Annotated in this window: 16 protein-coding genes; 8 read left to right on the top strand and 8 right to left on the bottom strand. The window is 64.3% G+C overall.

The genetic code is table 11. The features are described 5' to 3' along the window. Window positions 1-70: 70 nt before the first annotated feature. Window positions 71-1,015 (bottom strand): LysR family transcriptional regulator ArgP, encoded by a 945-nt coding sequence (locus AC1DYR_RS16390; RefSeq protein ID WP_477706036.1) that lies wholly within the window; start codon window positions 1,013-1,015, stop codon window positions 71-73. A gap of 107 nt (window positions 1,016-1,122) precedes the next feature. Here AC1DYR_RS16390 and AC1DYR_RS16395 point away from each other — a divergent pair, with 107 nt between their 5' ends. After that, window positions 1,123-2,475 carry a D-amino acid dehydrogenase gene (locus tag AC1DYR_RS16395; RefSeq protein WP_477706037.1) on the top strand — a complete coding sequence of 451 codons (1,353 nt, stop codon included), beginning with the start codon at window positions 1,123-1,125 and terminating at the stop codon, window positions 2,473-2,475. A 15-nt stretch (window positions 2,476-2,490) separates the two neighbouring features. On the opposite strand, the gene AC1DYR_RS16400 is transcribed toward AC1DYR_RS16395, so the two are convergent. Further along, window positions 2,491-3,441, bottom strand: coding sequence for a helix-turn-helix transcriptional regulator (locus AC1DYR_RS16400; protein WP_477695256.1), 951 nt, complete (start codon window positions 3,439-3,441; stop codon window positions 2,491-2,493). Window positions 3,442-3,540: 99 nt separating this feature from the next. On the opposite strand from AC1DYR_RS16400, the gene AC1DYR_RS16405 reads away from it, so the two are divergent. Both AC1DYR_RS16405 and AC1DYR_RS16410 read left to right on the top strand, forming a co-directional pair. Beyond that, window positions 3,541-4,062, top strand: a complete 522-nt coding sequence (locus AC1DYR_RS16405; protein ID WP_477706038.1) for a hypothetical protein — start codon at window positions 3,541-3,543, stop codon at window positions 4,060-4,062. An 18-nt stretch (window positions 4,063-4,080) separates the two neighbouring features. After that, a complete protein-coding gene (locus AC1DYR_RS16410) occupies window positions 4,081-4,716 on the top strand; it encodes a LysE family translocator (protein WP_477670330.1) in 636 nt (211 codons plus the stop codon). Here AC1DYR_RS16410 and AC1DYR_RS16415 read toward each other — a convergent pair. Then, entirely contained in the window at window positions 4,685-5,134 is a 450-nt protein-coding gene (locus AC1DYR_RS16415; RefSeq protein WP_477670331.1) for a VOC family protein, read from the bottom strand. The two genes, AC1DYR_RS16410 and AC1DYR_RS16415, sit on opposite strands and share 32 nt — an antisense overlap. A gap of 87 nt (window positions 5,135-5,221) precedes the next feature. On the opposite strand from AC1DYR_RS16415, the gene AC1DYR_RS16420 reads away from it, so the two are divergent. Then, complete coding sequence (locus AC1DYR_RS16420) at window positions 5,222-5,788, top strand: flavodoxin family protein (protein ID WP_477706039.1); 567 nt, start codon at window positions 5,222-5,224, stop codon at window positions 5,786-5,788. 95 nt (window positions 5,789-5,883) lie between these two features. Then, complete coding sequence (locus AC1DYR_RS16425) at window positions 5,884-6,180, top strand: hypothetical protein (protein WP_477706040.1); 297 nt, start codon at window positions 5,884-5,886, stop codon at window positions 6,178-6,180. Window positions 6,181-6,202: 22 nt separating this feature from the next. Here AC1DYR_RS16425 and AC1DYR_RS16430 read toward each other — a convergent pair whose 3' ends face one another. Beyond that, on the bottom strand, window positions 6,203-7,075 hold the full coding sequence (locus AC1DYR_RS16430) for a M14 family zinc carboxypeptidase (RefSeq protein WP_477706041.1): 873 nt from the start codon (window positions 7,073-7,075) through the stop codon (window positions 6,203-6,205). A 97-nt stretch (window positions 7,076-7,172) separates the two neighbouring features. Between AC1DYR_RS16430 and AC1DYR_RS16435 the strand changes: the two genes are divergently transcribed. Beyond that, window positions 7,173-7,691 carry a flavin reductase family protein gene (locus AC1DYR_RS16435; protein ID WP_477706042.1) on the top strand — a complete coding sequence of 173 codons (519 nt, stop codon included), beginning with the start codon at window positions 7,173-7,175 and terminating at the stop codon, window positions 7,689-7,691. A 22-nt stretch (window positions 7,692-7,713) separates the two neighbouring features. Here the strand turns inward: AC1DYR_RS16435 and AC1DYR_RS16440 are convergent, their stop codons facing one another. The 4 genes from AC1DYR_RS16440 to AC1DYR_RS16455 form a co-directional block, all read right to left on the bottom strand. Continuing rightward, window positions 7,714-8,706 (bottom strand): M14 family metallopeptidase, encoded by a 993-nt coding sequence (locus AC1DYR_RS16440; protein ID WP_477706043.1) that lies wholly within the window; start codon window positions 8,704-8,706, stop codon window positions 7,714-7,716. A 3-nt stretch (window positions 8,707-8,709) separates the two neighbouring features. Then, window positions 8,710-9,003 (bottom strand): asparaginase domain-containing protein, encoded by a 294-nt coding sequence (locus AC1DYR_RS16445; RefSeq protein WP_477706044.1) that lies wholly within the window; start codon window positions 9,001-9,003, stop codon window positions 8,710-8,712. Window positions 9,004-9,211: 208 nt separating this feature from the next. Then, window positions 9,212-10,219, bottom strand: coding sequence for a Bug family tripartite tricarboxylate transporter substrate binding protein (locus tag AC1DYR_RS16450; protein ID WP_477706045.1), 1,008 nt, complete (start codon window positions 10,217-10,219; stop codon window positions 9,212-9,214). Between the two features lie 80 nt (window positions 10,220-10,299). Then, window positions 10,300-11,202, bottom strand: a complete 903-nt coding sequence (locus AC1DYR_RS16455) for a LysR substrate-binding domain-containing protein (RefSeq protein WP_477646958.1) — start codon at window positions 11,200-11,202, stop codon at window positions 10,300-10,302. 87 nt (window positions 11,203-11,289) lie between these two features. On the opposite strand from AC1DYR_RS16455, the gene AC1DYR_RS16460 reads away from it, so the two are divergent. Continuing rightward, a complete protein-coding gene (locus AC1DYR_RS16460; protein WP_477706046.1) occupies window positions 11,290-12,192 on the top strand; it encodes a DMT family transporter in 903 nt (300 codons plus the stop codon). A gap of 9 nt (window positions 12,193-12,201) precedes the next feature. Then, the gene (locus AC1DYR_RS16465) at window positions 12,202-13,392 is read left to right on the top strand and encodes a pyridoxal-phosphate-dependent aminotransferase family protein (protein WP_477706047.1); all 1,191 of its coding nucleotides are present in this window, start codon (window positions 12,202-12,204) and stop codon (window positions 13,390-13,392) included. The last annotated feature ends 8 nt before the right edge of the window (window positions 13,393-13,400 follow it).

Consider the following 13,400-nt stretch of genomic DNA (forward strand, 5'->3'; position numbering starts at 1 on the left):
ACCCGTCTTTGTCAGCGAGTGAAACAGCGACACCGTACGGCTGCTGCCGGCTGCTTGCTGCTTTCGTGTGTCAGGGTACCAGCGACTGCGCTGCAGACTGCTTGAGTGCGGCGGTGAGCGCATCCAGCACTTCGGATTCCAGGTTCCAGCAATGCCAGTAGAGCTGGATGGGCAGGGTGTAGCTGGGGGCCACATTGACGAGCTGGCCTGTGTCAATCAGTCCTTGCGCCAGCAGGCGCGGCACCACGCTGACGCCCCAGCCCGCCAGCACAGCCCTGACCATGCCTTCCGATGACGGCACAAAGAGCTGGTTGAGGGTGACGCGCTTGAGCCCGAAAGCTTTGCCGACGAAATCGACCGGCAATTCGTCTTTGCGGTTGAACGCGATAAAAGGCACATCGCGAAAGTTGTATTGCGTCAGGGCGGGCGCGTTCTGCTTGCCGCCAGGGCCCTCGCCCAGGCCAAGCCTTTTTTGCGCAAAGCCTGGTGTAGCCACCGCGATGTACTGCATCGCGCCCAGCGGTTCCACCTTGCAGCCGCGCAGTGCCTGCTTGAGCGTGGTGACGCAGCCCAGCACCTGGCCTTCACGCAACCACTCGTGGGTGAAGTTCTGGTCGTCGTGGATGATCTCCATGGGCAGGCCCTGCTGCGCCAGATCGGTCAGCGCCGGCAGGGCCCAGGTGGCAATGCTGTCGGCATTGATGGCAATCGAGATTCGTTCTTCTTCGCGCGCGCCGCCGAGGGAGCTGGGCGCCAGCTCTTTCATGTCCCGCTCAAGGTCGGCGCGCAGCAGGCGCAGCATCTTGGTGTGTTTCAGCAGCAGCTGCCCGGCGGATGTGGGTTTGAGCGGCCTGCTGCGCACGATCAGCACGGTGCCGACCTGGGCCTCCAGTGCACGCAGGCGCTGCGACACCGCCGACTGCGTGATCGACAGGCGCTGGGCCGCCCGCTCAAAGCCGCCCTCTTCCACGATGGCTGCCAGGCATTCGAGCGCATCCGGATCAAAAGTGCTCATGCAGAGCCTCCTTTGTATTAGTTGTTCTGATGTTTTCACTGATAGTTTAATTTTTCTATTAATTGAAAGCAACATCCTTCACACTTGAAAGCTGTAAAGGGGCTTGTATGAAAGTAGTGGTTTTGGGAGCGGGAATCATCGGCGTCAGCACCGCCTGGCATCTGCTGGAGCGCGGCCACGAGGTGACCGTGGTGGACCGGCAGCCCGGAGCCGCCCTGGAAACCAGTTTTGGCAATGCCGCACAGATTTCGGTCAGCTATTGCGAGCCCTGGGCCAACAAGGACGCACCCCTGAAGGCCCTGAAATGGATGTTTCGCGACGATGCGCCCCTGCTGTTCCGGCCGCAATTGCCCTTCGGCGATGGCTGGCAGCAATGGCGCTGGGGCCTGCAGTTTCTGTCGCAATGCAACGACGCCGCATTTGAGCGCAATGTGCAGCAGCTGGTGGCGCTCGGCGCTTACAGCCACATCGCGCTCAAGGAGGTGGTCAGGGCCACGGGCATTGAATACAACCGGCTGGAACGCGGTATCGCGCACTACTACACCGACCAGAAGTCGTTTGACACCGCCGGTGAAGCAGCCGCGTTGATGCAGAAATATGGCGTGGCACGCCGCGTGGTGAGCACGGCCGAGTTGCTGGGCATAGAGCCGGCCTTCAAGTCATTTGCGCACCGCATCGTGGGAGGCACCTATACCGCCAGCGACGAAAGCGGCGACGCGCGCATCTTCACCCAGGCGCTGGCGCAGCGCTGCGCGGACGGGGGCGTGCGCTTTCTCTACGGGCACGACATCGAGGGACTGGAAAAGTCCGGGGGGGCGGTTCAGTCAGTCGCCGTCCGGGCACGCACCGTGCCGGGCAGTAGCGGAAGTGCCGTCATGAACCTCAAGGCCGACGAGATCGTGGTGGCTTGCGGTTCGTACACGGCGCCGCTGTTGCGCTCGGTGGGCGTTGACCTGCCGATATACCCGGGCAAGGGCTACAGCGCCACCTTCAAGCTGCTCAAGCCGGAACTTGCGCCCTTCGTCAGCACCATTGACGACGAAGTCAAATGCGCCATGAGCCGCCTCGGCGATCACTTGCGCGTGGCCGGCACGATCGAAGTCGGCGGCTACGACCTTTCGCTGGACACCCCGCTGGCCAGGGCGCGCTGCAAAATGCTGGCCGACCGCATCGAAGAGGTGCTGCCGGGCGTGTGCGACACCCGCCTTGAAGAACAGGGCGGCACGCCCAATTTCTGGACCGGCCTGCGTCCCGCCACTCCCACCAACATTCCCTACATCGGCAAGACCAAAGTCGGCCGCCTGTGGGTGAATGCCGGACACGGCACACTGGGCTGGACGCATGGCGCCGGGTCGGGCAAGGCCATGGCCGAGCTGATCTGCGGGGAGGTCCCCGCCATGGATTTCGGTTTTTATGGGCTGGCCCGCGCGCGCGGCCGCCTGGAGCCTGAAACCGCCTGATCCACGCCTGCCTGTTCAGGCCGCATGCTGGGCCAGCGTGCGTTGTGCGTGTTCGCGCAGCGCGGCGCGCAGCGCAGGTGGCTCCTGGATTTCGAAAGCGAATGGCAGCCGCGAAAGCTGCCGGGCGAACCACGGGATGTGGTCGGTCTGGCTGTGCAGCAACACACCTTCGTCACTGGGCTGGAACACGCCGATGCTGTCGGGCAGTTCCATTTGCGCCGTCTGCAAATCGGTGTGCAGCAACAGGCGCACGGTGTTTGTGCGCGGCATGGTGGCCAGCCCCAGGACGAGATGCTGCGCGGCATTGAAATCTGCCGGCGGCGTGAACACCACATTGAGCGGCCGGACTTCCTGCACACGGTCCAGGCGGAACGAACGCAGCGCCCCGCGCAGATGGCACCAGCCCACCACATACCAACGGCCGCGGCGAAATGCCAGGCCGTAGGCGTCAAAGTCTCGCTCGGTGACATCGTCGTCGGCTGAACGGTACGCCATGTGCACACGCTGCCAGCCATGCGCTGCGGTGCTCAAGGCCAGCAACGCCGTGTTGTCGCCGGGGGCCACCGCATGGCGCATGTCCAGTGTCACCGTTTCACCGAGTGCACGGACGCGGTTTTTCAGCTGGTACGGCATCACGCGCTCCAGCTTGGCCTGCGCGCTTTCCGCGGCAGGCGCCGCCTCGGCCAGCCCCAGGCCGCGTGCGGCAAGCAGGCCCAGCGACAGGGCCAGCGCTTCGTCGTCGGTGAACATCATCGGCGGCAGCTTGAAGCCGGCGATCAGGCTGTAACAGCCGTAGCGGCCACGCTCGGCCACCACCGGAATGCCCAGGTCTTCCAGCTTGGCGATATAGCGGCGCAGCGTGCGGCCATCCACCTGCAGCCGCCGCGCCAGCTCGGCACCGCTCAGCCGGCCGTGAGACTGCAGCAGTTCCAGGACGGTGAGCACGCGTGTGGTGGGGGAATACATGGTGAAAAAGTCTAACGCTTAATTAGGGCCGAAACAGCCCTATTACCTTTATAGACTGGTTTTCACATATCCACTGCGGTGCCACAAGCACTTCAAGCCATGACCACCACCCTGACTCACACACCGGACCTTGCCGAGCTCGCCGACGGGCGCCATGACTTCAATTTCATCACCGGGCGCTGGCTGGTCAGCAACAAGCGTCTGCGCCGGCGACTCGAGGGCTGCACCGACTGGGAAAGTTTCGAAGCCGTGCAGGACGGCGCGCTGCTGCTGGGCGGGCTCGGCAACATGAACGACCTCGTCACCGAAAACAAGGAAACCATCGGCATGGCGCTGCGGTTTTTCAATCCGCAAACGCGGTTGTGGAGCATTTACTGGGTCAGCCACAACAACGGCTTGCTGCAGCCGCCGGTGGTCGGCTCGTTTGCCGGCGGCATAGGCCGGTTTGAGGGAAACGACAGCCATGAAGGCCGGCCCGTGCGGGTTCGCTTCACCTGGTCCGGCATCACACCTACCCACGCCCGCTGGGAACAGGCCTTTTCGGAAGACGACGGCCGCCATTGGGAAACCAACTGGGTGATGAGCCTGTCACGCCCCGCTTACCACGCGGTGCACCGCTAGAAAAAAACAGGCTCATTGATGGACCACTTCGCACACCTCTGGCTGTTCTTTCTCATGGTGCTGGGCATCATCATCCTGCCCGGCATGGACATGGCGTTTGTCATGGCCAGCTCATTGACCGGCGGACGCAGGGCCGGCCTCTTTGCCGTCGCGGGCATTGTGGCGGGCGGTATTTGCCACGTCGTGGCAGGCGCGCTGGGGCTGGGCATCCTGCTGCAGCTGGTTCCGGGCATGGTCAATGTCATGCTGGTGGCGGGCAGCCTGTATATCGCCTGGATCGGGTGGTCACTCATGCGCAGCACGTCTGTTTTCGGCGCTTTGCCCGACATCGAGCCGCCGTCCCCGTGGCGCACCTTCCGGCAAGCCGCGCTCACCTGCCTGCTCAACCCGAAGGCCTACCTTTTCATGCTGGCCATCTTTCCGCAGTTTTTGCGGCTGGAATACGGCTCGCTCTGGGTTCAGGCTGTGGCGCTTGGATTGATCATCGCCATTACCCAGAGCGGCGTATACGGTTCGCTGGCGCTGGCTGCTGCGGGTACCCGGCGATGGCTGGCGGTGCGGCCGGGCGCCAGTGTCGCCATGGCGCGCGCCGTGGGTGCCGTGCTGATCGCCGGCGCATGCTTCACGGCATGGCAGGGCTGGCGGCAGTTTTAGGGTTGGCGCCCTCGGGCCATGCCGGGCCCTTGAGTTCCACGGTGTTGCCTTCGGGGTCGTTGAGGTAAATCGAAGGCCCTTCGCCCTCGGCGCCATAGCGCGACTCCACTTTGCCTGCCTCAACGCCGTGGGCCGCCAGGTGGCGGTGAATGGCCTCTGCGTCGAAAGGCTCGACACGAAAGCAGACATGGTCGACGTTGCGGCCCTCCTTGCCCGGCGCCGCGCCGCCGGCCCGGCCAAGCGTGCCATCCACCGGCACCAGGTCCACCAGCGAACGCCCGGCGCGCAGTTGCACCAGGCCGATTTCGTCCTGCCGGCGTTCCAGGCTGCAGCCCAGCACCTGCTGGTAAAAGCGCAGCATGCCCTGCAGGTCAATGACACGAAGAACGATATGGTCGATGTCGCGAATATGGATCATGGCGAGGACGGCTCCAGTGAGTCTGCGCTTCATTCTGGCACGCGTACCCAGACCCCGTACAAGCAAAGGCCTGCAGCAGCCAGTACCATGGCCGCCATGAATTCGAACCCCCGATTTCTTTTCCTCGCCACCTCCACACGCGAGCCCGGCGCATTGGGCAACACCGAATGGTTGGCACAGCAAGCCGCCGCCGCGCTGCCGGCCGGCACGCCCCAGGCCTGGCATCACCTGTCCCGCATGCGGATGCCGCTGTTTGTGGACCAGCGCCACACCACGGGCCAGTACGTTATGCCGGAAGGCGACATGAAGACGCTGCTGGACGCGACAATGGACGCCACCGACATTGTGTTTGTAGCCCCGGTGTATTGGTACAGCATTCCGGCGCCGCTGAAGATTTACCTCGACCACTGGAGCGCCTGGATGCGCGTGCCCGGCCTGCCCTTCAAGGACGAGATGGCGAAAAAAACCTTGTGGCTGATCACCACCAGCGGCGACCGCAGCAAGGCGCAGCCCATGGTGGACTCGATCAGGCTCTGCGCGCAGTTCATGGCCATGAATTACGGCGGCGAACTGTGGGGCAAAGGCGGGCCGCCCGACGCTATCAAGGCCGACACGGCGGCATTGGCGCAGGCGGCTGGTTTTCTCACACCCTGAGGATCGCTGCCCCGGCGGGACAGGTGGCCTTTTCCTACAGGGCATGGTTTGCCGGGCTGACAGCCCCGCAAGGGGTGCTGCTGCACAGTCAATACATGAACTCATCCCAACACGGTAATCCCGACCCGGGGACGCCCGCCGACCTCCCTGCCGGCAAAGGCATGCCGGCCAAAGACCCTCGCGCACAACGCTCACGTCCCGGCAAGCAGGACACCCTGAAGGATGGCGCCGTTGAGGCCAGCCTGGAATTGCCGCACGAACGTGACCAGGCGGTGGACATGACCCATGCCAAGCCCGATGCCGCAATTGAACAAGCCGGCAAGGATGTCAAAAGAGGACTCACCGACACCACCAAGGGTGTGGAGCTTGATCGGGCCTACAAAAAGCTTTAAGTACCGTGAGGGTGGAAGCCCCTCACGGCACCGGGTGCGCAGCGGGCACCGCTCCGCCGGCCGGCAGATGTGTCTGAACGACCACTTTCTCGCTCATCCAGCGCAATAAATCCAGCCACATCTGGCGCATCTCTGCGTCCAGCGGCGTGCGTGTCGAATTGGGCAATTCGATGGTGACCACGGGCACCCCCTTGTGCACACCGCCATAGTTGCCCAGTGAGCCCGGGAAGATGCCTACCTGATCAAGGTACAGACGCCCCAGCCTGGAGGGCGGCACGGAGGGGCCGTCAAAGTCGAGCACGCCATAAGGCGCATGAATGCTGACAATCAGGTTGGGTTTGAAGCTCTGCATTTGCTCGTGCAAAAACCGGGACTCGGGCTCGGACAGCGGCTTGGGGCCGGGCCAGCGGCGCGGGTCTTTCCCTGTGCGCTTTTCCCAATAAACCTTGGCGTCCCGCTCCCAGTTCGGGGTGGGGAAATTGCGGTTCAAATCCACACCGTGCGCGTTGGCGCGGCGCGGCGGCCTGGAAAGTATGCCGTCCGGATTGAGCACAGGAACGAACCGCCAGTGAATCGCCTGCGGAGAGTCCAGCGGCGGCTGGGAAGCCAGCCTGATCCAGTGCAGCGCCACCGCCCCGGAGGACAGCTCGTCGCCGTGAATCGCACCGACGACCAGCACACGCAAACTGGGGGACTCTGGCTTGATGTCGCGCACCCAGAGTACCCGCCCGTTAACCGAGTGCGTCCCCGAAGGCTGCAATTTAGCTGCCGCGCACAGCTCCTGCTTCACATTGGGGAGTTTGGATGAATAATCGGCGCAAGGCGAGTCTGCACGTGCGCTAGCAGCTATCAAATAAATAGCAACAAAAATGGCGGCGAAACGAGAAAATGACATGGCAGCCAGTTTAACTGGCAGGCAGCCGGCTGCCCGCATGAGGCGGCTAAACCCCGCCGCAGATGCGCCTGTGGCAGTTCAGTTAAATTACCCTTCTATGCTGACCCCCGCCATTCCCCGCAAAGCGAGCAGCCCCAGCTTCTCCCAGCGGGAGTTTCGGGCTTCGCTGGCCATGTTTGCCACCGGGGTCACCATCGTCACCGCACGCACACCGGAAGGCGCACTGGTCGGGCTGACCGCCAACTCCTTTAATTCGGTATCGCTGCAGCCGCCGCTGGTGCTCTGGAGCCTGGCGCAGGCGGCCGGATCGATGGCCGCGCTCAGCACCGGATCACACTACGCCATCAACATCCTCGCGGCTGACCAGAAAGAGCTGGCCGAGCGCTTTGCCAGCCGGCGCGAAGACCGCTGGAAAGGCGTGCTGTTTACGGAGGGCGTCGGCGGCGCGCCGCTGCTGACAGGCGCAGCCGCCACTTTCGAGTGCTTCAACCGCAGCCGGTATGAAGAAGGCGACCACGTGATCTTCGTGGGCGAAGTGGAGCGCTGCGCCCACCGCGCGGGCGCAGCGCCGTTGTTGTTTCACGGCGGCAAGTTTTATACCGAGCATCCGCTGTAAACCGCACCTGCGCGGGCCGTGTTCAGCCCACCCGGCCCAGCCGCACGGTCGTCACACCGGGCCGCAACTGCCGCACCGACGGCATGACCAGCACACAGTCGTCGTAGGGTGTCACCACCGGTTCGCCCGCATCATGCGCAATCGGCGTGCCGGCATGGCGTATGGTTTCGCCGCCACAAAAGTCCTGCACAAACGCAAAGTCCATTGATCGCGCAACCACGCGATGTGTCACCGTCACGGGCGGCGGCGGCGGCGCATCGGGTAGCAACCAGCCGGGCGGCACGTCGCCGCGGTCAATCACACCCGTACACACCAGAAACCGCATGAGCACGTTGCGCGCCGCCTGCAGCGACGCCAGTTCCCAGTGCTGGCCGGCCTCCAGCAGCAGGGCAATGCGGTCGCCGTTTTCGTCGCCAAACGGGCCGTAGTCCCGCATGCGGACACCATCGGCGTGGCCGGCATCAACGACCACCTGGCCCGAGGTACCCAGGCTTTGCGCAAAAGCAATATTGCGCGGCAGCATGCCCGTTACCAGCAAAGCGCCACCAGGTTCATGCATGGAATGCAGGTCCAGCAGGTGGGTGGCGCGCTCCACAAACGGCCGGATTTCGCGGGCGCGCAGCAGCTCGGCGCTGCGCCTGGGGCCGTCCAGCAGGTCAGCGGACCACACGCGGTTGAAATCCTCGTCCACAAAGCGGGAGGCGTCGGGCTTGCGGGTGTCAAACCGCATGAAGGCCTCGGTGTTGCAGAACATAGCGGTGATTCGCCCGCGCCGCGGCTGCAGCCCGCTGAGAAGAAACGCGTCCAGCGCCCAGGCGCCCGAATATTCGTTGCCGTGCACCAGCGCCGTCACAAGCACTTCCGGGCCTGCCTCGGTTGAGGTGCGTTCCTGCACATGCGCCACCCCTGTGGAGGACGCCGCCCAAAACGACAAACCGGGCGGCTGAAGCTGCACCGCGTGGGGTTTTGGGGTGAGCTCGCCAGACCTGGCCTGATCGCCTCCTGATCGCTTCATGTTTCAGTACCGCCAGAAGATTTTTTGCAGCTCTTTCAAGATCTGCTCGCCCTTGACGTTGGCAATCGTCTGGATTTCCGGCACGGCGGCCATGATCTTGTCGACAGCAACCACAGCGGCCTGATAGGCGCCGATGTTGGTGCTCGATGCGCCGGCGCCGGGAATCGTGCCGCCGGTAGCGATGAGCACCACGTTAGGTTTCTTCACTTCCTGGACCAGCGCCGAAGCCGAAACAGCAAGCGGCAATAGCAGACCGCAGGCGAGCCCGCGCAACATTGATATGACAGATACGTGCATGACAATTCCCTCTGTGTCGGGCTAAAAATATTGCTCGGCGTGCGGAGCCCCGCCAGTGCTCCGGTGGAGCCTGGCCGGCAGGCTTCGCGACGAATGAATGCAGACCAGGGCGAGCTACGGTCTTCTTTGGGCCTGCCGCCGTTGCCACCGCCCCGGCCCCGGCGGGTGCTGCTCCAGCGGCACCGCCTGGGCTTTGGTGAATTCCCGCTTACGAGGTAGCGCCGGTCGCCACTGCCTTGTTGACAACAGCGCGTACGCGCTGTGTCTCGGCGCGGATGAACGCCGTCAGCGCTTGGGGTGTGCCACCCTCATTCGAAATGCCGGCCTTCTGGAGCTTTTGCCAGACGGCTTCTTCGCGCAGGATTTCGTTGAGCTCCTTGTTCAGGCGCGCCACCATGGGCGCCGGCAGCTTGGCGGGCCCGAAGAGGCCGAACCAGACGTTCATGTCGTAACCCTTGAGCTTGGGGTTCTCACCGAGCGCCGGGATTTGCGGTGCGGCGCGCGAACGCGTCGGCGTGGTGACGCCCAAGGGGATCATCTTGCCGGACTCGATGTGGGGTAGTGCGGAGGAAAGCACCGAAACACTGAACTCGATATTGCCGCCCAGCAAGTCCTGCAGTTGCTGACCTGCGCCGCGATAGGGCACATGGCGGAAGGTGGTGCCAGCCATCAGGTTGATCAGCTCGCCCGACACATGCAGCGGCGTGCCTATGCCTGAAGACGCGAAGCTCAGCTGGTTGCGTTCGCGTTTGGACTTGGCGATCGCTTCTTCGATGGTCTTGACGCCGGTCTTGGTATTGGTCACAAAGACCATGGGCGTAACCCCTATCAGCGCCACCGGGCTCAGATCCGTTTCGCCGTTGTATTTGATGGCGCCGTTATAGAGCTTGGCAATCGAAACCTCGCTGCCCGAGCCCAGCAGCAGGGTATAGCCGTCCGGATTCGCGTTGACGACCTTCTGCGCGCCTATGGTGCCGCCAGCGCCGCCCACGTTTTCAATAACGACCGGCGTGCCCAGGCGCTTGGCCAGCGGCTCGGCGATGATGCGCGCCACCAGGTCCACGCTTCCGCCGGCGGGGTAGCCCACCACCAGCGAAATGGGCTTGCCGGCAGGCCAGGCCTGGCCCCAGGCAGCCGGCAAACCCAGCAGCCCTGCGGCGGCAAGGCAAAGTGTGCGGCTCACACCGCGGCGGTTGAGGGTAAACATTCCTGGCATGGCGGGCTCCTTGTTGATGGCGCCAGTCTAGGAGCCGCCCCCGCGCGGCGCATGCGCATCACGCATGGGCGCATGCGACCTCAGGAATCAGCCGGCGTGCTGGCAGACCAGATGCGCTGCACCAATTCATTGCGCGGGCTGCGCGGCCGGTACAGGCGGATCTCAAACCGGACCGTCACGCCCTTGCCGTCCGCCTCTACCAGCCTTCCATTGCGCAGGTCGCCCTCAACCAGTCCGCGCGGCAGCCAGGCCAGGCCCACGCCCTGCAAGGCCTGCTCATGCAGCGACTCGGCGAAGTCAGACTCGGTCACGGTGTGCAAATGCAGCTCGCGCGCATTGCGGCTAAGCCCGTCCTGAAGGATCTGGCCGAGCGCGAGCGTAGGCGCATAGCCCAGCACCGGTACCGGCTTGCGGGCCGTACCGGGCAAGGCGTGCTGCGGCTGGCCATCGGCGCGCGGTGCGCTGACGGCCACAAGTTCGTCGGTGCCCAGCGCGAGGCCTTCGAACGTCTGTTCGTCCAGCAACAGCGGCAGCCGCGGATGCGTGAACGACAGCAGGAAATCAGCAGCCCCCTGCTCCAGGGCCGTGGCGCCTTCATGGATGGAGCCTGTGAGAATGCGCAAGCGAAACTCCCCGGCCCCGCGCTTGGCGCGCGCGAGCCAGTCAGGCACGGCGCTGCGTGAAAGCGTGCGGCCTGTTGCCAACGTGACCCAGTCCAGCCCGCCTCGCGCATGGCGGATGCGGGAGCGCGCATCGTTAAGGCTCGCCGCTGCGCGGCGCGCCACCGGCAGCAGCTCTTCACCGGCGGCCGTCAGGGCCAGAGGCATCACCGCGCGATTGATCAGGTCGGCGCCCACCCACAGCTCCAGCGCGCGTATGCGGCGCGAAAACTGCGGCTGCGTCACATGGCGAAGCTCTGCCGCTCTAGAAAAACTGCGTTCTCGCGCAAGTGCAATGAAATCTTCCAGCCATTTATGGTCCACAGCAGCACCTTGTCCAGGGATTTAATGCAATGGTATTCCTTGTTACCCCGGCCAGCGAGCTGCCAAGGGTCGGGCTACCATCAACGCATGACGACAGCCCGCAAAGCCGATCTCGATCTCCTCGCCATGTCCCTCTTGCTGGGATGCTGCCTGTTCTGGGGCCTGCAGCAGGTCCTGATCAAGGCCACGATCAGCGAAATTCCGCCCATGTTCCAGGCATCGCTGCGCCTGGTGGGCGCCACGGCATTGCTCTGGCTGTGGTGCCTCTGGCGCAAGATCCCGCTGTTCAGTCGCGACGGCTCGCTGAAAGCCGGCCTGCTGGCGGGTGCCCTGTTCAGCGCGGAGTTCACCTGCATCTATGTGGGCCTGCAGTACACCACTGCCTCGCGCCTCACGGTGTTCTTGTATACCTCGCCCTTCTGGGTCGCGGCGCTGGTGCCCCTGTGGGTCAAGTCCGAACGGCTGCGCGGCCTGCAGTGGGTGGGCCTGCTGTGCGCGTTTGCCGCCGTGGTGTTCGCGCTGCGCGAAGGCTTTACCGGCGGCCATGCCTCTACGGCGCGCGGCGATCTGCTGGCGCTGGCCGCCGGCATGCTGTGGGGCCTGACCACGGTGGTGATACGCGCCACCAAACTCGTCGGCATCTCCGCCGAAAAACTGCTGTTCTACCAGCTGGCCGTGAGCGCCGCCGTGTTCCCCTTCCTGTCGCTCTACCTGGGCGAGCAATGGTCGTGGCATTTCAGCCCGTTTGCCATTACTTCCCTGCTGCTGCAGACCGTCATAGGCGCATTCGCCAGCTACCTGGCCTGGATGTGGATGCTGGGGCGTTACCCAGCCACCAAAATTTCGGTATTTGTGTTTTTCACCCCCCTGTTCGCGCTGCTGTTCGGCGCGCTGTGGCTCAAAGAAAGCGTCACCACCGGGCTGCTGGTAGCGTTGGCCACCGTGGCGGCCGGCATCGTGCTGGTCAACCGCAAGCCGTCAGGCGCATAATTTTTCGACATGACGCCCCACCCACGCATCCCCGGCCATCGATTCCTCCACTCACCCGGGCCCACGCGGGTACCCGACGAGGTCATGGACGCGATGCGGCGCCAGCCCATGGATCTGGCCGACCCGCGGCTTGATCGTGTGATCCAGGCTTGCGAGACCGGGCTCAAGGCGCTGCTGCAAACCTCGGCCGACGTCTTCCTGTATGCCTGCAACGGCCACGGCGCCTGGGAGGCCGTGATCGCCAACCTGCTGGCGCCCGGGCAGCAGGTACTAATCGCCGGAACGGGGCACTTCTCCGAATCCTGGGCCATACAGGCCGAGGCCATGGGCGCAGGAGTCATCCGCACGCCTTGGCGCGAGGGTTACCCGATTGACGTGCCGGCCATAGAAGCCGCGCTGCGCGCCGACACTGCGCATGCCATCGTGGCGGTGTTTGTGGTCCACACCGACACCGCCAGCGGCATGACCAGCGAGCTCGACCGGATCCGGCAGGCGCTGGACGCCGTGGCCCACCCCGCGCTGCTGGTGGTGGACGTGGTCGCCTCGCTGGGCGCCGCGCCCTTTGCCATGGATGCGCTGGGCGCCAATGTCGTGCTGGGCGCCTCGCAAAAAGGCCTAATGGTGCCGCCTGGCCTGGCCTTTGTCGCCGCGGACGCCGCCGCGATTAAAGTGGCCGCAGCCAATCCTTCACCCCGGTTCTACTGGGATTGGGCACGGCGGCAAAGCCCGCTTTGCTACAGGAAATTCTGCGGCACCCCGCCGCAAAGCCTGCTCTTTGGCCTGGAGGCCGCACTGGGGCTGATCTTTCATGAAGGCGTCGAAGAAGTCATCGCCCGCCACCAGCTGATCGCCAGTGCGGTGCATGCTGCTGTCGAGGCCTGGAGTGAGGGCGGCGCACTATCGCTTTTTGTGCGCGAGCCCACAGCGCGCTCGGTCTCGGTCACGACGGTGTCAGTCAGTGCCGGCATGGATCCCGAAGCCTTGCGCACGGTTGCACGCGAACGGTTTCAGGTGGCGATTGCAGGCGGCCTGGGGCCACTGGCAGGACGCACCTTTCGCATCGGCCACCTGGGTGACATGAACCCGGCCATGATCCTGGGTTGCCTGGCCGGTGTGGAAGCGGCCATGCAGGTACAAGGAATTCCCATCGGCAGCGGCGGTGTACAACACGCCGTCGAGGCGCTGGCCGGAAAACGATAAGGCCAGAA

The sequence above is a fragment of the Polaromonas sp. P1_F9 genome, from assembly GCF_056405615.1.